This window comes from Enterococcus sp. AZ101, from assembly GCF_050499005.1.
GTDB classification, from domain to species: Bacteria; Bacillota; Bacilli; order Lactobacillales; family Enterococcaceae; genus Enterococcus_L; species Enterococcus_L ureilyticus.
Map to the genome: position 1 here is coordinate 279,964 of NZ_JBMHEZ010000003.1, position 24,261 is coordinate 304,224.

The 24,261-nt window shown below is 39.2% G+C and carries 21 protein-coding genes; 1 reads left to right on the forward strand and 20 read right to left on the reverse strand.

Annotated features, from left to right (window positions below; genetic code table 11):
- Positions 1–135 precede the first annotated feature (135 nt).
- The 11 genes from ndk to IGJ50_RS15255 form a co-directional block, all read right to left on the reverse strand.
- Positions 136–543, reverse strand: coding sequence for a nucleoside-diphosphate kinase (gene ndk, locus IGJ50_RS15205; RefSeq protein WP_069639173.1), 408 nt, complete (start codon positions 541–543; stop codon positions 136–138).
- Positions 544–740: 197 nt separating this feature from the next.
- Positions 741–2,507 (reverse strand): oligopeptide ABC transporter substrate-binding protein, encoded by a 1,767-nt coding sequence (locus tag IGJ50_RS15210; protein WP_069639172.1) that lies wholly within the window; start codon positions 2,505–2,507, stop codon positions 741–743.
- Between the two features lie 24 nt (positions 2,508–2,531).
- Entirely contained in the window at positions 2,532–3,434 is a 903-nt protein-coding gene (locus tag IGJ50_RS15215) for an ABC transporter permease (protein WP_069639230.1), read from the reverse strand.
- 37 nt (positions 3,435–3,471) lie between these two features.
- Positions 3,472–4,434, reverse strand: coding sequence for an oligopeptide ABC transporter permease (gene opp4B, locus IGJ50_RS15220; RefSeq protein WP_069639171.1), 963 nt, complete (start codon positions 4,432–4,434; stop codon positions 3,472–3,474).
- The gene (locus IGJ50_RS15225; RefSeq protein ID WP_069639170.1) at positions 4,401–5,378 is read right to left on the reverse strand and encodes an ABC transporter ATP-binding protein; all 978 of its coding nucleotides are present in this window, start codon (positions 5,376–5,378) and stop codon (positions 4,401–4,403) included. Before IGJ50_RS15225 ends, opp4B begins: the two co-directional genes overlap by 34 nt.
- The gene (locus tag IGJ50_RS15230; protein ID WP_429951222.1) at positions 5,378–6,385 is read right to left on the reverse strand and encodes an ABC transporter ATP-binding protein; all 1,008 of its coding nucleotides are present in this window, start codon (positions 6,383–6,385) and stop codon (positions 5,378–5,380) included. The genes IGJ50_RS15225 and IGJ50_RS15230 overlap by 1 nt, the downstream gene beginning before the upstream one ends.
- A gap of 446 nt (positions 6,386–6,831) precedes the next feature.
- A complete protein-coding gene (gene acpP, locus IGJ50_RS15235; protein ID WP_069639168.1) occupies positions 6,832–7,071 on the reverse strand; it encodes an acyl carrier protein in 240 nt (79 codons plus the stop codon).
- Positions 7,072–7,214: 143 nt separating this feature from the next.
- Entirely contained in the window at positions 7,215–8,213 is a 999-nt protein-coding gene (plsX, locus tag IGJ50_RS15240; RefSeq protein ID WP_429951224.1) for a phosphate acyltransferase PlsX, read from the reverse strand.
- 224 nt (positions 8,214–8,437) lie between these two features.
- Positions 8,438–10,492, reverse strand: a complete 2,055-nt coding sequence (gene recG / locus IGJ50_RS15245) for an ATP-dependent DNA helicase RecG (RefSeq protein ID WP_429951551.1) — start codon at positions 10,490–10,492, stop codon at positions 8,438–8,440.
- Positions 10,493–10,884: 392 nt separating this feature from the next.
- The gene (locus tag IGJ50_RS15250; RefSeq protein WP_069639166.1) at positions 10,885–12,558 is read right to left on the reverse strand and encodes a DAK2 domain-containing protein; all 1,674 of its coding nucleotides are present in this window, start codon (positions 12,556–12,558) and stop codon (positions 10,885–10,887) included.
- A 65-nt stretch (positions 12,559–12,623) separates the two neighbouring features.
- Entirely contained in the window at positions 12,624–12,986 is a 363-nt protein-coding gene (locus IGJ50_RS15255; protein ID WP_010761897.1) for an Asp23/Gls24 family envelope stress response protein, read from the reverse strand.
- A gap of 266 nt (positions 12,987–13,252) precedes the next feature.
- On the opposite strand from IGJ50_RS15255, the gene rpmB reads away from it, so the two are divergent.
- Positions 13,253–13,441, forward strand: a complete 189-nt coding sequence (gene rpmB / locus IGJ50_RS15260; protein ID WP_069639165.1) for a 50S ribosomal protein L28 — start codon at positions 13,253–13,255, stop codon at positions 13,439–13,441.
- A 51-nt stretch (positions 13,442–13,492) separates the two neighbouring features.
- Here rpmB and IGJ50_RS15265 read toward each other — a convergent pair whose 3' ends face one another.
- The 9 genes from IGJ50_RS15265 to priA all read right to left on the reverse strand — a co-directional run bounded on the left by IGJ50_RS15265 (position 13,493) and on the right by priA (position 24,064).
- Positions 13,493–14,134 carry a thiamine diphosphokinase gene (locus IGJ50_RS15265; protein WP_207121714.1) on the reverse strand — a complete coding sequence of 214 codons (642 nt, stop codon included), beginning with the start codon at positions 14,132–14,134 and terminating at the stop codon, positions 13,493–13,495.
- Entirely contained in the window at positions 14,134–14,784 is a 651-nt protein-coding gene (gene rpe / locus IGJ50_RS15270) for a ribulose-phosphate 3-epimerase (RefSeq protein ID WP_069639163.1), read from the reverse strand. The genes IGJ50_RS15265 and rpe overlap by 1 nt, the downstream gene beginning before the upstream one ends.
- A gap of 13 nt (positions 14,785–14,797) precedes the next feature.
- Positions 14,798–15,697, reverse strand: coding sequence for a ribosome small subunit-dependent GTPase A (rsgA, locus tag IGJ50_RS15275; protein WP_069639162.1), 900 nt, complete (start codon positions 15,695–15,697; stop codon positions 14,798–14,800).
- 129 nt (positions 15,698–15,826) lie between these two features.
- Positions 15,827–18,001, reverse strand: coding sequence for a Stk1 family PASTA domain-containing Ser/Thr kinase (pknB, locus tag IGJ50_RS15280; RefSeq protein WP_429951228.1), 2,175 nt, complete (start codon positions 17,999–18,001; stop codon positions 15,827–15,829).
- Positions 17,998–18,747, reverse strand: a complete 750-nt coding sequence (locus IGJ50_RS15285) for a Stp1/IreP family PP2C-type Ser/Thr phosphatase (RefSeq protein ID WP_429951230.1) — start codon at positions 18,745–18,747, stop codon at positions 17,998–18,000. Before IGJ50_RS15285 ends, pknB begins: the two co-directional genes overlap by 4 nt.
- Positions 18,748–18,762: 15 nt before the next feature.
- Complete coding sequence (gene rsmB, locus IGJ50_RS15290; protein WP_429951232.1) at positions 18,763–20,127, reverse strand: 16S rRNA (cytosine(967)-C(5))-methyltransferase RsmB; 1,365 nt, start codon at positions 20,125–20,127, stop codon at positions 18,763–18,765.
- A 5-nt stretch (positions 20,128–20,132) separates the two neighbouring features.
- Entirely contained in the window at positions 20,133–21,074 is a 942-nt protein-coding gene (fmt, locus tag IGJ50_RS15295) for a methionyl-tRNA formyltransferase (protein WP_429951234.1), read from the reverse strand.
- Entirely contained in the window at positions 21,067–21,561 is a 495-nt protein-coding gene (gene def / locus IGJ50_RS15300) for a peptide deformylase (protein WP_429951553.1), read from the reverse strand. Before def ends, fmt begins: the two co-directional genes overlap by 8 nt.
- A 70-nt stretch (positions 21,562–21,631) precedes the next feature.
- Positions 21,632–24,064, reverse strand: a complete 2,433-nt coding sequence (gene priA, locus IGJ50_RS15305) for a primosomal protein N' (RefSeq protein ID WP_429951236.1) — start codon at positions 24,062–24,064, stop codon at positions 21,632–21,634.
- Positions 24,065–24,261 lie beyond the last annotated feature (197 nt).

Consider the following 24,261-nt stretch of genomic DNA (forward strand, 5'->3'; position numbering starts at 1 on the left):
ATTTGCAAGTTTTACTAATGATTTCAGCTTGTAGAATGAGACTTTTTATAATAAACTCTAAAGATTCGAGCATTCGTTCCGATTCAAAAGACAAAAAGCGTTCAAGATCGTTTAAAATCTCGATACGCTTTTCGTTTAATCTGTTTCAGTAAAAAATCGTTTAATCTCAATTGCAGCTGCTTCTGATGAATCTGAGGCATGGATAATATTTTGATAACTATTCGCACCATAATCTCCACGAATCGTCCCAGGTTCCGCTTCTAAGCAATTCGTTGCGCCAATCATTTTTCGAACAGTTTTAATGACACTTGTTCCTTCTAAAACGAGGTAAACGACTTCTGATGAGGTCATATAGGCCATCATGTCTTCAAAAAAATCAAATTTCTTCACATGCGCATAATGTTCTTCCGCTAATTCTCGAGACATTTTTGCTATTTTTAATCGACGAATGTTTAATTGCTTCTTTTCAAATCGCTGAATGATTTCTCCAACTAATTTACGAGTAACTCCGTCTGGCTTGATGATGATTAATGTTTGCTCCATTTGATTTCTCTCCTTAACCTCCACTTTTTGTAAGCGCTTAAAAAGAAGGTTACCATGCTTACCATAGTCTGTCTAGTGTATAAGTGACAAAAAAAAGTTGGGCATTGTCCTTTTTGATAGACTACTTAAAAAAGAGAGACTGGGACAGCTCGCCACGAGCTACCTTAGTCTCAGTCTCCTCTTTCTAATACTATTCTTTATTTAGGTTTATCTGCTGTTAGTTCCACTTTAGACCAATCCATCTCTTTATTACTTAATAGATAATTTTTCACACGATTGTTTACTGGTTGGATAACATAATAATTTGTCGTTGGAATCGCAAAAGCCTCCTCTTTGGCATACTCTTGCCACGCGTAAAAAGCTTTTTTACGTTCTTTATCGTCGAATGTTTTTTCTGATTCAAGCGCTTTTAATAACTTATCATTTTCTTCTGAAGCAAAACGAGTATAGTTGAATTCGGAGTTTCGACCATACAAGCCTGTTGGTGCTGGATCTAAACCTGTTACCCAAGCTGCGTTGTAAACATCGATTTCTGGATCATCTTCTTGTAATTTTTTGTAAAATGCTTGACTGTCCATCAATCGACCACCAGATAATTCAACTTTCAAGCCAATTTTTTCCCACTCTTGAATCATGTAGTCTGCTAATGCTTGAGAGATTTCTTCATTCTTACGGCAAGCAAAGTTAATGACTAACTTGTCCCCATTTGGATCTTCACGGATACCATCATCATCCGTATCTTTGTAGCCTGCATCTTCTAACAATTTCTTCGCTTTTTTATGATCATACGAGTAACCTTTTTGGTCAGGATTATGGACACTCTTGAAAAATGGAATGATCAATGAATTACTCGTGCTTCTCAAACCATGATAAAATTTATCGGCAATTGCTTCTGTATTAATGGCATAGCCCATTGCTTGACGTAAGTTTTTGTTTGCCATTTTTGACTTTTCATCATAGGCTACTCCCTCTTGTTCAGCATTCCATTTCCCCATTTTAAACCCTAGATACGTATAAGAATTATCCACATCACCTAATATTTGGTATCCTTCTAAATCCTTATACGTATCATAACTATCCGCAGGCATATCCACAAAAGTATCATATTCCTTTGCCTTCATACTCTCTACAACACTTGCGGTTGGGACAATTGTTTTAACAATTTTAGCTAGTTTTGGCTTGCCGCCATAATAATGTTCATTTGCTACGAACGTTGCTGACTCTCCATTGACAAACTTATCTAACTTAAACGCACCCAAAGTTACAGGATTTTTCCGAACCGGATCACTGGTTTCCATATCCTTAACAGCAATTCCTTCAAAAAGACGTTTAGGTGTCGCCGTACCCCAAATGACGCCACCAGCCAACTTGATTGCAGGATTCATTTCAATATAGGATATTTCTACTGAACGATCATCGATTGCTTTGATACCAGAAATCGTTTCTGCTTTTCCTTCATGGTATTCTTTCATTCCGACAATTGATTCAAATTTACTACCATAGCGGACACCAGGATAGTCTTTATGCCCTATGATTTCGTATGGGAAAATAACATCCTCTGTTGTGACTGCTTTGCCATCGCTCCATTTTAAATCCTCACGCAACTTGATGATAGCTTTTTTACCATCTACGTCAATTTCAAGATCCGCAGGACCACCATCAATCAATTTGCCCTCATCATCATATTTAATTAGTGACTCATAAGCACCTGACATGATTTTTGTATCCAATGCATTTGAAGAAAAGTTAGCATCAAATACTCCTGGAAATTGTGTATCTGCTGCAATTGCTACTTTTAGCGTTCCTCCATCAATTGCTTTCTCTTCATTTTTTACTGCTCGTGCAAATTTTGTTGCATCCTCATTAGACGATGTACTCTCTTCCTTTTTGCCGCCTCCACAGGCTGCTAGTCCTAATGTTACAGACATTAACAACATCACACCACTGACCATTTTCTTTTTCATAAAATATCCTCCTCATTTTTTTGTTTACCCTAATCGTTGTTTTGCATCTGCCGTACGTTTGAAAGCTTGTCCGACATAATTTATACTTAGCATCAGCACTAAAATCAGTAGTGACGCAGGTAACCAAACCCATTGTTTATTGACTAACACATCGCCGCTACTGGCAAAGCTGATCAATGTCCCTAAGCTTGGCACATTGGCAGGCAGTCCAAAACCTAAGAACGTTAAGGTCGTTTCAATACCGATATTACCAGCAAAATTCATTGTCAAATTGGTGATGATCAATGAGCTTAGATTAGGCATAATTTCTCGAAACATGATTTTAATATTACTCGTCCCCATTGTTTTGGACGCATTTACATAATCTCGACGTCCTTCTGATAATGTTTTGCTTCTGAATAATCTTGCTTTTGCTACCCAGTAAAATAGACTCATGATCAAAATAAATGACCAAACATTATACTTAGGAATAATCGTGACAAAAACAATAATAATCATCATCATTGGCAAGATCATCGTAAAATCAACGATGCGCATAATAAAATTATCTACTTTTCCGCCATAATAACCCGCTAATATCCCTATACCAACACCAATAACGGAAGTAATGATCGTAATCGCAAATCCAATAACAATGGAGTTTCTCGCACCTATAATTAGTTGCCCAAAAACATCTCTACCACCTTCATCCGCACCTAAAAAGAACTTGCCTCCTGGCGGAGAATATTTTTCAAATATGTCGATTGTCATGACGTTGTTTTGGTCAATAATCAACGCACCTATAAAGGTAACAGCTATGATCAGCAATAAAATCACTAGTGAAAGCAGAGCTAGCTTATCTTTTTTAAACTCCCTAGCAATCATCTTTAACCCCATTGGTGGTGTACTGATTTCGGTATATTCCTGTGATTCGCCAATTTCTTCCATCGACTCGTTGTTCATCATAATGTAATCACCTCTCCATTCACTGTACTCTGATCCTAGGGTCTATAGCGCTCATGATAATATCGGAAATAAGTGTCCCAAATAAGGTTGCTAGTCCATAAATTAAAATAAGAGCGGTCACTACACTATAATCTCTTTGCGTGATTGAAGTGATAAATAAATTTCCCATTCCTGGAAAACCAAAAATACGTTCAATCACAACTGACCCACCCAGTAAACCAGTAATTTCATAGCCAGCCATCGAAGCAATCGGCAAAGATGCATTCCTAAAAATATGTCGTGTAAAAATCTTTTTCGTTGGCACTCCTTTTGCTCGCGCTGTCCTTACAAAATCACTCGATTTTAAGTCAATCACTTCACTTCTTAAGTATTGAATCGTAACCGCCGTTGCCAATAATGCAGATGTAATCGCCGGTAAAATCAAGTGGTATGCACGACTCCATAAGTAAGCAATCGTTCCCGGTTCAACATCAGGTGATACGGAACCTAGTGTTGGAAACCAACCTAGTCGATAACCGAAAAAGAAAAGAATAATTAAAGCAAAAACAAAACTAGGGACGGCAAAACTAAAAAAGTTATACACCACGACCGCTTTATCAAATTTAGAATTTTGATATCTTCCTGATAATACACCTAAAGGCAACGCAATCGCATAGGTCAAAATAACTGTCAACAGCGATAGCCAAATCGTATTCATCGCCCGTTCACTAATTAAATTTGCTACTGGAATTTTATATTGATAGCTGGCACCAAAATCACCTTGCAGAGCATTGACTAACCAACGAAAATATTGTGTATACCATGGATCATATAATCCAGCTTTCTCCCGCAACATTTCAATTTGGGCAGGATCTGTTCCCGGTTGAATCAACCCTGAAAAAGGGTCTCCTGGCATCATTTTGGCTAAAATAAAAATCAATACGCTCAAAATCAGCACTTGAGGAATCATCAACAGGATTCGTCGCAAAATCGTTTTCCACATTCGCTTGCACCTCCGTCTTTTAATGCCACTTGATGTGTCTCACTGATTTTATGTAAATCATAGACACGACCATTTTGATCATAATACTCTTCTTGATACGCATGATACTCTTGTTCAATTCGGCGCCGCTCCGCTTTATGTTCTTCTCGATGAGCCACATCGATTTTAGGAATAGCTGACAGTAATCGTTTTGTATATATATGCTGAGGGTTCGTGTAAATATCTTTTCGGGAACCGATTTCTACAAAACGACCTTTGTACATAATCGCGATATTATCACACATATGTTTGACAACTCCGAGGTCATGGGAGATAAACAAATAACTCAATCCATACTCTTCCTGAATATTTTTCATAAAATTCAATACTTGTGCTTGGACAGATAGGTCTAAAGCTGACACGGGTTCATCCGCAATGATCAATTTAGGATTCGTTGCGACTGCTCGAGCAACACCTAAACGTTGACGCTGACCTCCAGAAAACTCATGCGGATATTTGTACAACGCATCTTCCGGCATTCCTACGATATCTAAAAGCCCCTGAACCTTCTTCTTCTCCTCTTGAATACTTAAACGTTCAAAATTGCGAATTGGTTCTGCGATAATATCCAATACTCTTTTTTTAGGATTTAAACTAGACATAGAATCTTGAAAAATCATCTGCACGTCTTTGTTATAGTGCAACGCTTTTCGATTGTGCGCTTTTGTCACGTCCTTGTCTTGATAGGAAATGCTACCGCTCGTTACTTTCTCTAAGCCAATGATTGCTTTTCCAGTAGTGGATTTACCAGAACCTGATTCACCGACTAAACCATATGTTTTGCCTTTTTCAATGATAAAATCAACTCCATCAACGGCTAATACATGATCAGTCACTCTGTTAAAGAAACCACTACGGATCGGATAATGAACTTTCAAGTCTTTGATTTGAATAATTTCTGCCATTATACTTCCTCCTGATCGTCTCTAAAATGGAAATGCTGATAACAGGTACAGCGGACAAAATGGCCCTCTGACACTTCATGCAAAGTTGGTTCTGCTTCATGAGCATCCTCTGAAATCCAAGGAATTCTTGGCGCAAAACGACACCCTTCTCTTGGTAATTTACTCAATGAAGGGACTACGCCTTCGATCACATGTAATTGACTATCATCTGAATTTTCTTGAGGAATTGATTGTAGTAAAGAACGTGTGTATGGATGTTTAGGATTGCTGAATAATTCTTCAGCTGTCGCAACCTCAACAAATTGTCCCGCATACATCACCGCTACCTTATCTGCCATTTCTGCTACCACACCTAAATCATGAGTAATCAAAATAATTCCTGAACCCGTTTCTTCTTGTAGATCCTTAAGTAAATCCAAAATTTGTGCTTGAATCGTTACATCTAGTGCCGTTGTGGGTTCATCGGCAATGATGATAGCAGGTTTACAGGCAATTGCTATCGCGATAATGACACGTTGACGCATTCCTCCAGACAACTCATGAGGATACTGTCTGCCCACTCGTTCTGGATTTGGAATGCCAACTTGCTGCAACAACTCCATTACCCTTGCTTGCATTTGTTCTGCATTCATATCAGTATGATAGGTTAAGCTTTCCTTGATTTGATCATCAATCCGCATTAAAGGATTGAGTGCTGACAATGGATCTTGAAAAATCATACCAATGTCATTCCCACGTATTTTGTTGTATAGCTCTTCATTAAACGTAGTTAAGTTTAGCTCTTTATAGAAAATTTCCCCAGTTACACGACTATAGTTTGCATCATGTAATCCCATAATCGTTGTTGCTAATGTGCTTTTGCCACAACCCGATTCACCAACGATTGCGAAAATTTCATTATTTTCTAGCTCAAATGACACATCATCTACTGCATCATAATACTCATCTTTGATTCTAAATCCAGTGTGAAGATGTTGAATATCCAATAATTGACTGCCATCACTCACATTAATCCACCCCTTATTATCGACTTTACAGTTCGTCATACTAAAAACTATTTATCATAGAATAAAATTGCTAATCCATTACATAAAAAACGCTTCAACAACCTTATTGTAATCTTTTTTATGCAATTGTATATAAGATTTACAAAAAATGCAACATTTTGGTAAAAGTATATTTATTTCGAAACACACAAAAAAAGTCTGAGACATAACTCTACGAGTTATATCTCAGACTCAAAGAATCCGAATAAACGGCGGGAGCAAAAGCAACTCCTTCGGAAATAAGTTGAAATCCACAAAAATTTGAAGAGCAATTTTCGTAAAATCCCTCTTATTTCTCGGAGTTAAACACTTCTGTCCCAGCCTCTTTTGTGATAATGTGAAAAAAGTCGAGTTTTTGAAAATAACCTACTCAACCTTTGGCACAACCTCATTTTGCATTTTTTAAATTATAAGTGATTCATAATATAATCTACAGCAGCACCAACTGTTTCAATTTGTTCTGCATCTTCATCAGAAATTTCTGTACCAAACTCGTCTTCAAGTTCTAAAACAAATTCCATTACACTAATCGAATCTGCATTCAAGTCATCTTTAATGTTTAATTGATCTGTCACTTTCTCAGCTTCAATATCAAAGTGGTTTGAGATAATCTTCGCTACTTTTTCAAGTACTTCTTCACGACTCAACTGTATTCACCTCCACTGCTTTTGAAAAGCGTTCCTCACGATTGAGTTAAACGCTATGATACATTGTACTCACAAATAATCGATTTGTCCATCTTTTTTTGCAAAAACATTACAATACGGTTGCAAACAGGTTGCGAAAATGGTTATTCTTTTGTTTCATAATAGCTGACAAGCTGGGGTACAACTTCGGTTTTTAACATTGTCTGAATTTGACGAATAGTATAGCGAACAGCTTCTGGTCCTGTTGATCCGTGTGTTTTGATAACAGGTGCTTTCAACCCAAATAAAACGGCTCCGCCATGTTTAGAGTAATCCATTTCATCTTTCATCCCACGTAAGGCATTTTTTAAAAGTAAGGCGCCCATTTTGCCTTTAAATCCTTCTGCAAGAATCGAGGACTTTAAGAGTCCCATCATATTTAGCGCTGTTCCTTCGATCGATTTTAGCACGGCATTGCCTGTAAAGCCGTCGGTCACAACAACATCAGCAGCGCCACTTAATAAATCACGCGCTTCTACGTTTCCAATAAAATTGATACTGTCTTCTTCTGATAGCAACTCAAATGCTTTTTTCGTTAATTCGCTCCCCTTCGTTTCTTCAGAACCATTGTTCAAAAGAGCAACACGAGGTGTCGCGATATTTCTCACTTTTTCAGCATAAAAAGAACCTAACACAGCATACTGAACAAGATGTTCCGGTTTATTATCAGCATTCGCACCTAAATCCAACATGTCAAAGCCGCCATCTGGTTGACCGATAACTGGCAAAGTAGACATCAAACCAGGACGCTCAACATTCTTGATTCGTCCCACGATAAACAAACCTGCTGCTAATAATGCTCCAGTATTCCCAGCAGAAAAAATCGCGTCCGCCTCACCATTCTTAACCGCTTGAGCAGCTAGAACCATCGAAGCGGTTTTCTTACGACGAATCGCCTTAACCGGCTCATCGTCACTATTGATTTTCTCATCTGTATGAATAATCGTAATATTCGTTTCATCGGTTACATACTTTTTAATTTCATCTTCTTTTCCATAAAGTAAAAACTCAATCTCAGGAAAATCCTGCTTGGCTAGCATCACACCTTCAACAATCGCCTGCGGTGCATGATCGCCACCCATTGCATCAACTGCAATCTTCATAAAATAGTCCCTCCTAGGTAAATTACAATAAATAGTATAACATATCGAAAAGCGGAACGAAGCGGTTAACTCTCATGAAAATTAGGACTCTGACTAGGAAACGCTCTTTTGTTTCATAGACAGATTATCTATTTTCCTTGAGAGTTGCTTCGTGTAGCTGGATCACGAAAAGCTGAACGAAGCGGTTAACTCTCATTTCAACTCCTCACACCGTCTCAATACGATTAGTCAAAAAACTGTTGCTCATCATCATTGGGCTTAATTTTATCCACAACACCACGATACTCTGGTAAAACCCACCACTGCTCTTTTTTCCAAATAATACTAGCTTCTTGACGAGCTACTTCAAGTATATTGAAATCCGTTACAATATCACCCACAGCAAATTGCGGAACACCAGATTGCCTAGCACCAAATACCTCACCAGGTCCACGCAATTCCAGATCTTTTTCACTTAGTACAAAACCATTATTCGTTTCCGTCATGATTTTCATCCGCTCTACACCCATTTCATTTTTGGGATTAGCGACTAAAATACAATAAGAGGCTTCTGATCCTCGCCCAACACGACCACGTAGTTGATGTAGCTGAGCTAAACCAAAACGATCAGCATCCATGATCAGCATAACAGTGGCATTGGGGACATTGACACCTACTTCGATTACTGTAGTCGAAACTAAAAGCTGCAAGTTATTCTCTTTAAATTCCTGCATGATTTCTTCTTTTTCCTGATTTTTCATTTTGCCATGAAGTAACCCGACCTGATAAGTAGGATTAAAGAAAGCAGACATATGCTCAAAAATCTCCGTAGCATTTTTAACATCTAAGGCTTCAGATTCTTCGATCAACGGACAGATCACATAGGCTTGATGTCCACGAGCCAGCTCTTTTCCCATCCATTCTAGAACTGTATCTAATTGCGGTGGCCGAATCCAGCGTGTTTCTATCGGAATCCGACCAGCTGGCATTTCATCAATGATCGAGACATCCATCTCACCAAACGCTGTAATGGCTAACGTTCTTGGGATAGGTGTAGCTGTCATAAATAAGACATCTGGCTTCAACCCTTTTTCTCTTAAAATTCGCCGTTGGTTCACACCAAACCGATGCTGCTCATCTGTAATAACCAAGCCCAATTTATGAAAAATAACATCTTCTTGGATCAAAGCATGTGTTCCGATAATAATATCGATTTCTCCTGTCGCTAATTGTTGAAGCAGTTCTCGGCGCTCTTTTGTTTTAGTTGATCCCGTTAAGAGTGCTGTCCTAACTTCCAGAGGATCATAAAGTTGCTGGAGACTTTCCATATGCTGTTGTGCTAAAATCTCTGTTGGTACCATTAAAGCGCCTTGAAAGCCAGCTGTCATCGTGGCATAAAGAGCAATTGCTGCCACAACTGTTTTACCGCTCCCAACATCCCCTTGTAACAAACGCTGCATATGGTTTTGGCTCATCAAGTCTCGGCAGATTTCATTCGTCACTTTCTTTTGAGCCGCTGTCAGTTCAAATGGAAGCTTTTGTGTAAATAATTTTAGGCGCTCCACATCATATTGGATGCTCAATCCATTTTTTTCTGCTTTTTCTTGTCTTTTCAAACCTTGCATTTTTAATTGAAACAAGAAAAATTCTTCAAAAACAACACGCCGCTTAGCTTGATGACCGTCTTCTGGACCGCTAGGAAAATGCATCGCAAACATCGCTTCTTTTCTCGGCATCAAACGATACTTCTCCAACAAGTCTTTCGGCAAAATTTCGGGAATAAGATCTCCATATTTTTCAAAGCCCGTTCGAATCAGCTGAATCAAGCTGCTTTGTCGAACTTTTTTATTCACATGATAAATCGGAGCAAAATCCTCACCATCATTTTTGGCTGCTAAAATTTTCATACCATTCAACGATTTTCGTTTAGCGTCCCATTTCCCATAAACTGCGATTTCTTCAGACATCACGATTTTGTCTTTTAAATACGGTTGATTAAAGAAGGACACATTGATCACCGCGTGGTCTTGCATCATCCGAAACATCATGCGACTTTTTTTATAGCCGTAACGACTCACGACTGGTTCAGATACAACTAAACCTTTTAGCGTAACTTTTTCTTGATCTTGGATTTCATTTAATTCCTTTTCTTGGATATCATCATAGCGAAAAGGATAGTAGGACAACAGCTCTTCGATTGTACCAATGCCTAACTCTTTTAAATTCTCAGCACGTTTTGGACCCACGCCGGTCAAGACACCGATATCATCCGCTAAGTTCACCACTCTTCCTCCTCTCATTAAATAGATACGTGTTTTACTCTTCATTTGTTTATTTTCTAAAGAAAAAGGGTGTGGGACAAAAGTAAAAATTACTTTTGTATCACACCCTAAATACGAATAAACGGTGGAGCAGAAGCAATCACTACGCTTCGCTTCGATTACATCAAATTCTAAGTGCTAAAGCACTAAGCTTTGAAAGCTTCGGAAATAAGCTGAAATTGCTGTAAAACACAACAAGGAATGAGTTGATGTTGCACAGTACCTACTTGGTCACTAAAATTTGAAAAACACTAATTAGGCATCATTCAACATCGAAATTGACCATTTTGTGTTTCTTGTCATTTTCGTGAATTCCTTCTTATTTCTCGGGATTAAACGCTTCTGTCCCAGCCTCTTCAATAAATCATTTGTTATTCCGCTGAAAATAGGTATGGATACACTGGTTGTCCACCTTCATGAATCTCGGTTTCTAGATCTTCATATTCAGCAGTCAAGGCTTCTACAAATTTTTCAGCTTCTTTCATTGTGCCACCTTCACCGACAATGATCGTTACGATTTCTGTATCTTCATCGATCATGCGTTTTAGTGTATCCAATGATGCTTTGAACATATCTGGTTCAGATACTACGATTTTGCCGTCAATCATTCCTAGATAGTCATCTTTTTTGATTTCAACATTATCAATCGTTGTGTCACGTACAGCCGTTGTTACCTGTCCACTCACAACACTTTCGATCATTTCTGTCATCATCGTTTTGTTTTCTTCAAGGCTTTGTTGATCATTGTAAGCAAGCATTGCTGTCATTCCTTGAGAAATTGTTTTGGTTGGAACAACCGCTACTGGAATATCTGCCACTTCGGCTGCTTGATCCGCGGCCATGAAGATATTTTTGTTGTTAGGTAAGATAATTACTTGATCAGCATTGACTTCTTTCACAGCTTTCAAAATATCTTCTGTACTAGGGTTCATCGTTTGACCGCCGCTGATGATATAACTTGCACCAAGACTACGGAACAATTCTTGAACTCCTTGGCCTGCTGCAATTGCAATCACAGCGTACGGAACACGCGCTTTTTTAGTAACAGCTGCTTTGGCATCATGTTCAACTAACGTCTCATGCTGTAAACGCATATTATCCACTTTGATTTTCACTAATGAGCCAAATTTTTGACCATAGTTCATTACCTCACCGGGATGTTCTGTATGCACGTGAACTTTGATGATTTCATCGTCATTTACGACAAGTAAAGAATCACCTAATTCATTTAAGTAGTTTCTAAATGTTTCATAATCGAAGTCACTATCAACAGTTGGACCTTCTCCGATTTGAACCATGATTTCTGTACAATAACCAAACTTGATATCTTCGGTTGCTACGTGTCCACTCACTCCACGGTGATGTTCAGCATTGACCATCTCATCCATTTCACCAGGACTTGGCTCATAAACTTCGGTTGCTAAAAATTCACCTGACAAAGCTTCTAAAAAACCTTCGTAAATAAATAACAACCCTTGACCACCACTATCGACTACACCGACCTCTTTTAATACAGGTAAAAGATCTGGTGTTTTCGCTAAAGCGCGTTTTGCACCTTTCACAACGGCTTCCATTACTTCGATACAGTCATCGGTTTCTTTGGCTTTACGCTCTCCAGAACGAGCAGCTTCACGGGAAACAGTCAAAATTGTACCTTCTACAGGTTTCATTACTGCTTTATAAGCTGTTTCTACACCATGTGTAAATGCTGCGGCTAAATCTTTTGCATTCAACGTCACAACATCTGGAATTTGTTTAGAAAAACCACGGAATAATTGTGATAAGATAACACCAGAATTTCCTCTAGCGCCCATCAACAATCCCTTTGAAAGAATGGTTGTTAATTCTCCAACTTTTTCAGAACGAGAATCTGCTACAGCTTTCGCTCCACTCGTCATAGATAAGTTCATATTTGTTCCTGTATCGCCATCTGGCACAGGGAAAACGTTCAATGAGTTGACATACTCTGCATTTACATGCAGACGACTCGCACCAGCCTGAACCATCTCTTGGAACTGACTTGCACTGATTTCTGTTACATTCACCTAAAAAATCCTCCTTTGAGATTCCTGCAAATAAATGATCATTCATCTATTTAACAGCTGGCTACCTAGTCAGGCAACACACGAACACCTTGCACAAATACATTGACGGAATTTGCCGTTACGCCAAGCAATGTTTCAAGATTATATTTTACTTTTTCTTGTACATTTCGAGAAACTTCTGAAATTTTTGTTCCATAACTTACGATTGTATATACGTCGACCGCAACGCCATTTTCTTCTTGACGTACGACAACACCTTTAGAATAATTTTCTTTACGCAAAATGCCATTTAAATTATCTTTGATTTGGTTTTTACTAGCCATACCGACGATTCCATAGATATCTGTCGCAGCACCGCCAACAACCGTGGCGATAACCTCATTGGTAATCTCAATGGTGCCTGCTGGTGTTTTGATTTTTACAGCCATTGATGAAAGCCTCCTTAAAGAGCACAATTGCCCTATTTTCTTCTATAATATTTTAACATAGCCATACCTTAATGAAAAGGAACTTAGCCAGATTATTATAGAGCGTCTCATCGAATTTACCAATAATTGTATAATTTACATCGTTTGACGGAAAATGTCAAACAGATTTGAAATTCTTCTTGCAAAAAAGAACTTTCTATGATAAATTAATTTAGTATGAGCTGAAAACTATCGCTCCGAGATCAAAGCAAAGGAGGAAACTAAAAATGGCAAAAGTATGTTACTTTACTGGTCGTAAGACAAGCAGCGGCAATAACCGCTCACATGCATTGAACGCTACTAAACGTACTGTTAAACCTAACTTGCAAAAAGTTCGTGTATTAATAGACGGTAAACCTAAAAAAGTTTGGGTGTCAACTCGTGCTTTGAAATCTGGTAAAATCGAGCGTGTTTAATAGAACGTCATCAAAAAGCTGAACGGCATGCCGCTCAGCTTTTTTTCTTGCTTATTTGTCTGTACTTTGAATCACAGCGACCATTCCTGAAGCAAAAGAGAACGTTGCCGTTGTTCCGACAAACTCATTACTTGCATAAGAAGTTGGGACAACTACATCTACATGATCCAAGGTATACTTGCTATCAAGTAACGTCAGTTGTTCAACTGGCGTTAAACAACAATAAGCAAGATAGTTCATCTCAGCTTCTTTTTCTACTCTGTACTTCCCTGGCATATAATAAGAAATGCTATTTTGTTGATCTTTTAACTTAATTTGTTGAACAAACGCTTGAAAACGTGGTTCTAACGGCAGCCATAGATTGGCTAAAAAATGATCCAAACGCCCGCCTGTTGCACCAATAATGGTTATCTCAGCCTCTGGAAACTTTTTAAGCGTCAGTGCCAAAGCAAGTTGTGTATCCGTATCATCTTTTTCTACTTGTGCTTTTTTTACTTCTTTTGCGTGTTTTTGAATCAACTGTTGCTCTTCAATCGTTAATGAATCAAAATCCCCTACGGCTATATCTAATGACCACCCTTGCTCCACAATATATAAACTTCCGCGGTCAATTCCTACAAAATAATCAAAATCTTTAGCGTTTAATTGCGGCCACTTATCTGGTGAACCGCCAGCCACAAGAAGAATATTCATTAGTCCAACACAGCTCTCAACGAGTCGATCTGATTTTTTGGACTTTCTGCATTATAGATATAGGAACCAGCTACAAATACATTTGCACCAGCTTCTTTACAACGCTTCGCTGTCTCTGGAACAATGCCACCGTCTACTTCGATATCGTACGTATAGCCTTTGGACTCTTTCCACTCTTTTAACTGGGCAATTTTATCCAACGAACTTTCGATAAATGATTGTCCGCCAAATCCTGGATTAACGGTCATGATCAAAACTTGATCGACTAAATCTAAGACATACTCAATCGCTGATAACGGTGTACCGGGATTAATCACCACACCGGCTTTTACACCAGATGCTTTGATCATTTGCACAGCACGATGGATATGCGGTGTAGACTCTTCATGAACGGTGATAATGTCCGCACCAGCTTTAGCAAATGCTTCGATATAGTTTTCTGGCTGAACGATCATTAAATGAACATCTAGTGGCAGCTTAGTCACCGGTCTAATTGCTGAAACCACATTCGGTCCTAATGTAATATTAGGGACAAATTGACCATCCATCACATCCACGTGGATATAATCCGCTCCTAGTTTTTCGACTAATTTAATATCTCTTTCTAAATTGGCAAAATCGGCACTTAAAATCGATGGGGCTAGTTTCATTAAAGACACTCCTTTATTTTTTCTTATAAATTGGTCTGCGATTTTCTATTTCTAGTAAAAACTGCAGATAATTATCATAACGTGTTTGAGCAATTGTTCCAGCCTCGACGCGCTGTTTCACTTCGCAACCAGGTTCTTTGCGATGCATACACTCACGAAACTTACACGCTGAGGATGCTTCTACAAATTCTGGAAATTGTTTTGGTAGCTCTGTTGTTTCCATCTCTAAAAAGTCGATTGAACTAAACCCTGGTGTATCTGCGACTAATCCCTCATACAGAGGTAGCAGCTCTACGTGACGCGTAGTATGTTTTCCTCGTCCTAGTGATTCAGAAATTTTATCAGTCGCTAATTGTAATTCCGGAGAAATCTTGTTTAGTAAGGTCGATTTCCCTGCACCAGACTGCCCCATAAAAACAGTTAACTGTTCGGGGAAGTACTGTTCTAAAGCACGCACCGCTGCATCGTCATCTGCTTTTGTTGCAGCAATTACAGGATACCCGATTTCTTCATAGACTTTTTTTACCTGAGTCACACTAACGGCTTCTGTTCCAGTCAATAAATCGATCTTCGTCAAATAAATGATCGGAGCAATTTCTTTCTCTTCCAATGTAACTAAAAAACGATCCAGTAAATTGTAGGAAAAGTTCGGTTCCACCATGCTCATGACGACCACGCCTTGATCGACATTTGCAACCGGTGGACGAACTAGTTCATTGTGTCTAGGGAAAACTTCAAGTAAATAACCGTCCGTCGGATTATCACTTTCAAACATCACTTCATCCCCAACCAATGGGGTGATTTTTCGATTACGGAAATTGCCGCGGGCTCTCGTTTGAAATGTTGCACCCTCTGCATAGATGTAGTAAAACCCACTTAATGCTTTTCTGATTTGACCTTTCAGAAATGCCACCTCCTCGTTCTATTGGTTTCATTTTACCATAGGTTGGGAGAAAGCTAAACGGAAGATAGCGCAAACCCTTTTTTGGTACAAAAAAAGTGATGAATACTCGATTTCACAGCTTCATCACTTTTTCATTTATTAATTATTTTCTCCATTTGTTGGAGCTGTTGCGTTTGAGAAGTTTACAGTAACTGGTTCCCCTTTAGCAAGCATACTTCCTGCACTTGGAGAAGTGCTTGAGGCGGTACCTTTAGATACGTCACCAGAACCTGCAGCGTAAGTAAAGCCACTACTTTCTAATTTAGCCTTTGCTTCTGCTTGAGTTAACCCTGTAACGTCTGGAACGGCTACTTCTTTAGGGCCTGAACTAACTCGTAAGATGACCTTGCCAGTTTTAGTATCAAATGTCGCCCCTTCTTTAGGTTCCTGAGAAATAACGGTTCCCTTACTGACTGTATCGCTTGCTTCATCCACTTGTTCATATTTAATCCCTAGTGCAACTAAGTCAGTTACGACATTTTCATATGAACGTCCTACATAATTACCTAAAGAGATTTTAGTTGAGTCAGAACTAGTCTCTGTTGTTTTCTCAGGCCCAGAGCTGACTGTTAATGTAATTTTCCCTTTTTTAGGATTAAATGGATTGCCTGCTGCGGGATTTTGACCAATAACTAGGTCCTTCCCTACTGTATCACTCGGTTTATTCACGCGCGTAATTTGATCTTCTTTAATGCCGTAACTTAGTAATTCGTTTACTGCATCATCGTAGCTATATCCTAAGCTTGCATAGTCAGCAAGATACACATCTTCTGGCCCTTCACTTACAACCAAACTGATTTCATCTGTTTTTGGATCTACTTCTTCACCAGATTCTGGCGTTTGACTGATGACTTTATCTTCATCCACCTTAGGATCGGCCTCTTTGGTAATCTTGATTTGGCTTTCTTTAAAGCCTAAGTCACCTAACTCCTCGATTGCATCTTTATAGCTTTTTCCTGTCACTTTAGGTAGTTTGATTTTTTTATTTCCAGAACTAATATATAACTCGATTTCACGATTTTTCTTTACAGTAGAACCTATTTCAGGATTGGTCTTCACTACTTTTCCTTCTTCGATCGTGTCGCTTTGTACTTGTTTGGTCTCCGTTTTCACTTCCAAACCGGCATCTTCCAGCATTTTACGTGCTTGCGCTTCTGTTTGGTCCTCCACATTAGGAATCTTGACTTCACTGCTGCCGCGACCTGCAAAGTAGAAAATCCCACCAATAATTAAAGCGAGTGCTAATAAACTCAAAAAAATAATCAGCGGCTTCTTTTTCTTCTTAGCTTCTGCTTCTTGTTGTTCGATCTCCTCATGCTCATTCCGTTCTTCCGTTGGCGTTTCCATTGAGTTAAAAGACGACGGCATGGTCATCTCATCTGTGATCGGTGTTAAGATTTTGGTTTCACCCATTAGTCCTGTCGGCTGCCATTTAGGTTCATTTAAACGATTTGCAGCTAAAACTGTATATAAATCCCGTGACATTTCCTCCGCTGTTTTATAACGGTCCGCTGGATCCTTCGTAGTTGCATGTAGCACCACATTTTCTAATGATTGAGGAATATTCGGATCAAAGTTTTTCACAGAAGGCATTTCTTCTTGGAAATGCTTCAATGCAATCGTTACTGCTGATTCTCCATCAAATGGTACATTGCCTGTCAACATTTCGTATAAAATGATTCCCACGGCATAAACATCTGACTGATTGGTTGCCATACTGCCACGTGCTTGTTCTGGCGAGAGATAATGAACTGAACCTAACATTGTATTGGTTTGTGTGATTGATGTCTCAGTTAGCGCAATAGCGATCCCAAAATCAGTGATTTTGACAACACCGCTTTCGTCCATCAGGATGTTTTGCGGCTTTAAGTCTCTATGAATGATTCTATGTTCATGCGCAAGTGACACTGCTGATAAAATTTGTTCCATGATATCAACTGTTTTTGCATATGGAATTGGGTATTGTGTTTGAATAAATCGTTTTAGATCCATCCCTTTCACATACTCCATCACTAAGTATTGTAACCCGTCTTCTTCCCCTACATCATAGACACTGACGATATTCGGATGAACCAATTCAGTTGCGGCTAACGCTTCTCTTTGAAAGCGGCGAATTGCTGCTTGATCATTTTGAAAGTCAAAGCGCAGCACTTTAACAGCAACATCACGATCCAAAATCAAATCATGCGCTAAAAAAACATTTGCCATGCCGCCGCTGCCGATATTGCCAATAATATGATATCGACCATTTAATTTTCTGCCGATTTCAATCATTGGTTTTCCTCCTTCTGTTCGTCAAAATGTATTACTAAAACAGTGATGTTATCGGCACCACCAGCTTCATTGGCAGCTGAGATCAGTGTTGTAACTTTTTCATTTAAGTTTTTTTCTGAAAGTAACGTAGCCAAAATATCCTCTTCTGAGACCATGTTTGTTAATCCATCTGAACATAATAAAATATAGTCATCAGGTACCCAAAGATGATTTGCTACATCGACTTCAACCATTCTTGGCATACCTAGCGAACGTGTCAATACATTTTTCCGTGGATGATTCGCAGCCATTTCTCGCGTAATTTCGCCAGATTTTACTAATTCATTAACTAAAGAGTGATCTTCCGTCAATTGACGCAGTTGATTATTGCGTACTAAATAAGCTCGGCTATCGCCAATATTCGCTAAGACGAAGGCCTGATCCAACAATACCGCACTAACGATCGTTGTTCCCATGCCTAAATATTCAGGTTGAGACTGACCTTTGTCATAAATCATTTCATTTTCATCTTGAATTTCTTTGATCAACCATTGGGCTGCCTTTTCCGACGTGTCGATTTGACTTTCACGCCAACGTTCACCTAAATTATTGACTGCCATCTGGCTGGCAACGTCTCCTGCTTGGTGCCCACCCATTCCATCGGCTAAAATAGCTAAAGAAACACCTGACTGGTTCTCAAATAGACCAGCATAATCTTGATTTGTATTGCGTTTTCGACCGACATCTGTTTGAAAATTGATTTCCACTATGCTTCACCTCGTTTAACAAACTTTTTGCATACAGCAAATAAAAAATCCATCCGTTCCTAACTGATGTGGGTATAACGTAAGCATTTGATCCTGTACAGACGGTTGGACCGCCTCACTGACACACACATCGATTTTTTTAAATTCTGGATGCTTTTCTAAAAATGTTGCAATAACTTCTTGGTTTTCTTCTTCGGCAATTGTACATGTGCTATAGACCATTATACCCGATTGTTTCAAGGTTTGTGCAACACTTTCTAGAATTTCTAATTGAATTTCTGGTAATTGCTCAAAATCTTGCGCTGATTTATTGTATTTTATATCGGGTTTTCGACGCATCAAACCCAGGCCTGAGCAAGGTGCATCTACTAAGATTCGATCGAAGTATTCGGCAGGAAATTCTTCTCCTACTTTACGTGCATCTAATTTTTCAGTGTCGACAACATCTTTTACATGCAGGCGTGCCGCATTTTGTTTGATCAATTTTATTTTATGATCGTGGATATCTAAAGATTTCACACGTCCACCTTGTGCTGCATCAAGAAATGTTGCGATATGAGTAGTTTTGCCACCAGGAGCTGCACAGGCATCTAATACAACATGATTTTTTTCGATTTGCATCGCTGGTGCAACGAGCATAGAACTTTCATCTTGAATAGTTAATTTTCCTGCATCAAATAAATAATTCCCGGCCATAAACCCCTTATCTGCCACTACACCAAAAGGCGAAACGTTACTCGCTCTTGCTTCGATATGGTCTTCATGTAACACGTCTAACGCATCAGAAATACTGATTTCACGTGTGTCTACACGACCGCTAACGTGACTTTTTTCAAAAAGTGACAACCCTAATTTTCTTGTCTCTTCCATCCCCATTTGACTGATCAGCTTTTCAGTCAACCATTTTGGCATACTGATTTCTACTGAAAGACGTTCCACCGGATCTTTGATGTTGTCTAAACTAGGTGCACCTTCACGTTGATAAGCCCGCAGTACGCCGTTGACAAATTTACCGATGCCGACATTTCCACGGTGCTTCCCTATTTCCACGGCTTCATTAATGATTGCATGATCAGGTATTTTATCTAAAAAGACTAATTGATAAATCGATAAGCTAAGTAAATTTTTTACCCAGCTGTCCACTTTTTTAGGATTGGTGATAAATGGTGTTAGATAGTATTCCAATAGCAACTTACGGCTGATTGTTCCGTAAACAAGTTCTGTAAATAAGCGACTATCTTTTTCTCCTAATGCGGATTTATTGATCATTTCATTTAATAAGAGATTGGAGTATGCTCCACCGTTATCTACACGCTCGATCGTTCTCAACGCGACATAACGAACAGAACTCTTCACTCTTGCTGGTATTTTTTTTCCCATATTGATTAACCCACCCTATCTGCTTGTGTAACTGTTTTGCCAACCCCGTTTAAGAAGTCTTGAATCAATAATTTCCCTTTGCCGGACGGCTGAATCACGTTCACAGAAAGAACGGTTCCGTTCCCACAAGCAATCCATAATTCTTTTTTGCTACGCTTAATGATCGTTCCCGCTTCGGCTGTTGTTGTTTCACTCAAAGGTGTAACATCCCATAACTTCCAAGTCGTTTCATTATAGGTGGTGAACGCAGTTGGCCACGGACGCATACCACGGACCTGGTTGTCCACCTGTTCCGCAGTTTTATGCCAATCGATTTGTTCCTGTTCTCTAGTAATATTGGGAGAAAAGGTGACTTGCGTTTCATCTTGAGGCAACGGTGTGATGTCATTGGCTAAAATTTTAGGCACTGTCTCTAGCAACAATTCTTTGCCGACAATACTTAACTTGTCGAACATTGAACCGACATCATCTGTTTTAGTGATCGGAATTGCTTTTTGAGAAAGAATATCGCCAGCATCCATTTTTTTCACCATTTCCATGATCGTCACACCTGTTTCTTTTTCTCCCTCGATTATCGAATAATGAACGGGAGCACCACCACGGTATTTTGGCAGTAATGAAGCGTGGACGTTAACCGCACCGAATTTTGGGGCATTTAAGATTTTCTCAGGTAAAAATTGGCCAAAAGCCGCTGTCACAATCAAGTCTGGTGCAAGCTCGATGATTTTGTCCATTTCTGGTGAGCCTGAAATTTTTTCAGGTTGTAAAACAAGCAACTCATGTTTCATCGCAGCTTCTTTGACAGGTGTTGGTGTGATTATTTTTTTTCGCCCAACTGGACGATCTGGTTGCGTCACGACTGCTTGAATTTCATAGCCATGTTCGATCAGCCCTTCTAAAATAGGTACTGAAAAAGCGGGTGTTCCCATAAAAATTAGTTTAGTCATCTAAATGTTCCTCCATATATGCCTCTAAATCTTCTGGTTTGATTGGTTCAATGATTTTATCGATAAATAGCTCACCATTGAGATGATCGATTTCGTGTTGGAACGCTCTAGCAAGATAGCCATAAGCGGTAACTTCGATCTCGTCCCCTTCACGATCAAAATAACGTACAGTCACTTCTTCTGCTCTTTCGACCGTTCCATAAGTTTCTGGAATACTTAAGCAACCTTCTACATCAATATCTGAGCCTTTACGTTCGATGATTTCAGGATTGATCAGTTCAAATAGGCCTGTTTCGTCATCTATTTCAATTACAGCGAGCTGAAAATTTTTACCAATTTGCGGGGCAGCTAAGCCGATCCCATCGTGGGCAACCATTGTTTCATACATATCTTCTAAAAGAGAGATGGTTTCATCGGTGATCATGGTTACAGGCTTTGCTTTTTGTTTCAGACGTTCATTAGGGTGTATCACTATAGGATAGCGCATTCGGTTTCCTTTCTTTGGACCAATCATCATCAGTTTCTTCTCTCACTGTGATTTCTTGGTATGTTTCAAGTCAAATAAAATTCATTGGTTCAGCATCGATTGATAATTTCAATCCCTGTGCCGTGGCCCTTTGAGTGTCGGTCAGTATTTTTTTTAAGATAGTTTGTAAGTTAGGTTCGTTTTTATATTTGATGATCACTTGATAGAAGTACCGATTGTTCACCCTCATGATCGCATTTGGCGTAGGTCCTAGTAAAATACTTTGGTCGGATAACCCTTCTTTTAGTTCTTTGACGATTTCAAACATTTGCTTAGCGGCTTGATTTTCCTCTGGATGGCTGGCCGTAATTTGAACCGTAAAGTAAAATGGCGGATAGTTCCCTCGATGGCGGACGTACATTTCCTTTTGATAAAAGTCTTCATAATCCTGAGCTTTTGCTAACTGAATTGCATAATGTTCTGGATTAAAAGACTGAATGATGACCTCACCAGGTTTTTCTGCTCGACCTGCTCGGCCGCTAACTTGGGTCAACAATTGAAATGTTCGTTCACTCGAACGAAAATCAGGTAGATTAAGTGCTGTATCTGCATTCAACACACCTACTAGTGTCACATTAGGGAAATCTAACCCTTTAGCAATCATTTGTGTACCAAGTAAAATATCTGCTTCATGATGACCAAAGGCCGTCAGAATTTTCTCATGGGCCCCTTTTCGTCTAGTTGTATCTACGTCCATCCGCAACACACGGCTTTCTGGGAACAAGGCTTTGAGTTCTTCTTCGACTTTTTGGGTTCCAGTTCCATAATAACGGATCTTATCTCCACCACAATTAGGACAGTGATAAGGAATTCGTTCTTCGTGGCCACAATAATGGCATTTCATCGTTTTAGTATCCATATGCAGCGTTAGGGAAATATCACAGTTTGGACAAGGTAACACATAGCCACAATCCCGACACATCACAAAAGAGGAATAACCGCGACGATTTAACATCAAAACACTTTGTTCTTTCTTCGCTAGACGATCTCGTATTTTTTCTTGCAGCGCCAGTGAAAATGAAGAGGTATTTTTATTTTGAATTTCTTCACGCATATCGACTACATCAATTGTCGGTAACGTCGCTGTCTGATTAGCTCGTTTAGATAGGACTAATCGTTCGTACACCTTTTTTTGCGCTCGCGCTCTAGTTTCCAATGAAGGCGTCGCACTCCCTAAAACCACAGGACAATGATGGTAGGCTCCTCGCCAAATAGCGAGGTCACGTGCATGATAGCGTGGTGTTTCCTCTTGCTTGTAACTCGCTTCATGCTCTTCATCGATGATCACAACACCTAGATTTTCCAATGGTGCAAAAATAGCAGAACGAACCCCAACCACAACTTGTGCTTCACCACGTTCAATTTTTCGCCACTCATCATATTTTTCCCCTTGCGATAAAGCACTGTGCATTACTGCAACTTGCTCACCAAAACGACTCTTAAAGCGATGGACCATCTGCGGTGTTAGTGAAATCTCCGGCACAAGCATCATAGCGGTTTTTCCTTGATTCAAGACTTCTGCGATTACTTGAAGATAAACTTCTGTTTTTCCGCTTCCCGTGATTCCCTCTAGTAAATAGGTTTGGCTCAACTTTTGATCAACGGATTCTAAAATGTTATCCACAGCGATTTGTTGTTCATTATTCAAAGCTAAAGCCGTCGTCTTTTCAAAGGTCTGATCTGCAAATGGATCACGATACGCTTCTGCTTCAACAAACGTCAACCACTGTCTATTCGCCCCATCATTTAAAACAGCCGTACTAAAGCCTAGCTCTTTCATTTCTTTTACGGTAGTCATTTTTTCTAAGCCAAGTTGTTGTAGATAGTGAATCAATTGTTCTTTTTTCTGAGACCCTTTTCTAAGCTCCATCCGCGCTTCTTCCAATTGCTGGAAGTCTTTTAGCGCTTGTATATAGCGAATCGTTTTGACTCTATTTCGTGTATTGACTTCATAACGAATATCGACTTTTTGTTGTTTTCTCAACTGCATCAACTGAGGCAAAATATTGCGAGCCAACGCGTCGTCCCAAGCGATTTCGTCTAATCCATAAAATAACTCATCTTGAACGGTTGCTTCTAGTTCATCTGTTAAATATATGTACTTGCTATAATCTGCACGCATCACACTTGGCAGCATCGTTTGCAAACAAGTGATCTTAAAGGCAAACGTTTTTTCTTTCATATAATCAGCTAGTTCCAGCAATTCTGTGTTTAAAACTGGTTTTAAATCTAAAACAGAAAGAATCTCTTTCCATTCAAATTTTTGAGCAGCAATCACATCATCAGTTACTTCATCAATCTCCAAGACAAAGCCTTGCAGATGCCGATTCCCATTTCCAAAAGGGACTTCTACCCGCATGCCAACTGCTAATTGTTGTTCTAAGTTAAAAGGAATCAAATAAGTAAACGGTTGGTCTGTCTGCATTGTAGGTACATCAACAATTACTTGTGCCGCTTTTCTCATAAACATTCCTCCATTCTGTAAAAATTTTCTTTTGATGCCAAACGGATTCATCCAGCTTTTCTTTGCTTATTGTACTAAAGAATCAGGTATTTGTCTTGTTCCTCTGATTTCTGTTGTAAAAAATTAAGCTGTACGTCTCGTGTTTCTTTTCATAGCACATAAAAACTGAGATGAAAGCTCTTAATGGTTTCATCCCA

Bases quoted from the DNA above. Each gene is read 5' to 3' on its own strand.
- ndk (WP_069639173.1), bottom strand. From the start codon at position 543: ATGGAGCAAACATTAATCATCATCAAGCCAGACGGAGTTACTCGTAAA.
- IGJ50_RS15210 (WP_069639172.1), bottom strand. From the start codon at position 2,507: ATGAAAAAGAAAATGGTCAGTGGTGTGATGTTGTTAATGTCTGTAACA.
- IGJ50_RS15215 (WP_069639230.1), bottom strand. From the start codon at position 3,434: ATGGAAGAAATTGGCGAATCACAGGAATATACCGAAATCAGTACACCA.
- opp4B (WP_069639171.1), bottom strand. From the start codon at position 4,434: ATGTGGAAAACGATTTTGCGACGAATCCTGTTGATGATTCCTCAAGTG.
- IGJ50_RS15225 (WP_069639170.1), bottom strand. From the start codon at position 5,378: ATGGCAGAAATTATTCAAATCAAAGACTTGAAAGTTCATTATCCGATC.
- plsX (WP_429951224.1), bottom strand. From the start codon at position 8,213: ATGAAGATTGCAGTTGATGCAATGGGTGGCGATCATGCACCGCAGGCG.
- recG (WP_429951551.1), bottom strand. From the start codon at position 10,492: ATGAGAGGAGGAAGAGTGGTGAACTTAGCGGATGATATCGGTGTCTTG.
- IGJ50_RS15255 (WP_010761897.1), bottom strand. From the start codon at position 12,986: ATGGCTGTAAAAATCAAAACACCAGCAGGCACCATTGAGATTACCAAT.
- rpmB (WP_069639165.1), top strand. From the start codon at position 13,253: ATGGCAAAAGTATGTTACTTTACTGGTCGTAAGACAAGCAGCGGCAAT.
- IGJ50_RS15265 (WP_207121714.1), bottom strand. From the start codon at position 14,134: ATGAATATTCTTCTTGTGGCTGGCGGTTCACCAGATAAGTGGCCGCAA.
- rpe (WP_069639163.1), bottom strand. From the start codon at position 14,784: ATGAAACTAGCCCCATCGATTTTAAGTGCCGATTTTGCCAATTTAGAA.
- pknB (WP_429951228.1), bottom strand. From the start codon at position 18,001: ATGATTGAAATCGGCAGAAAATTAAATGGTCGATATCATATTATTGGC.
- rsmB (WP_429951232.1), bottom strand. From the start codon at position 20,127: ATGGGAAAAAAAATACCAGCAAGAGTGAAGAGTTCTGTTCGTTATGTC.
- fmt (WP_429951234.1), bottom strand. From the start codon at position 21,074: ATGACTAAACTAATTTTTATGGGAACACCCGCTTTTTCAGTACCTATT.
- def (WP_429951553.1), bottom strand. From the start codon at position 21,561: ATGCGCTATCCTATAGTGATACACCCTAATGAACGTCTGAAACAAAAA.
- priA (WP_429951236.1), bottom strand. From the start codon at position 24,064: ATGAGAAAAGCGGCACAAGTAATTGTTGATGTACCTACAATGCAGACA.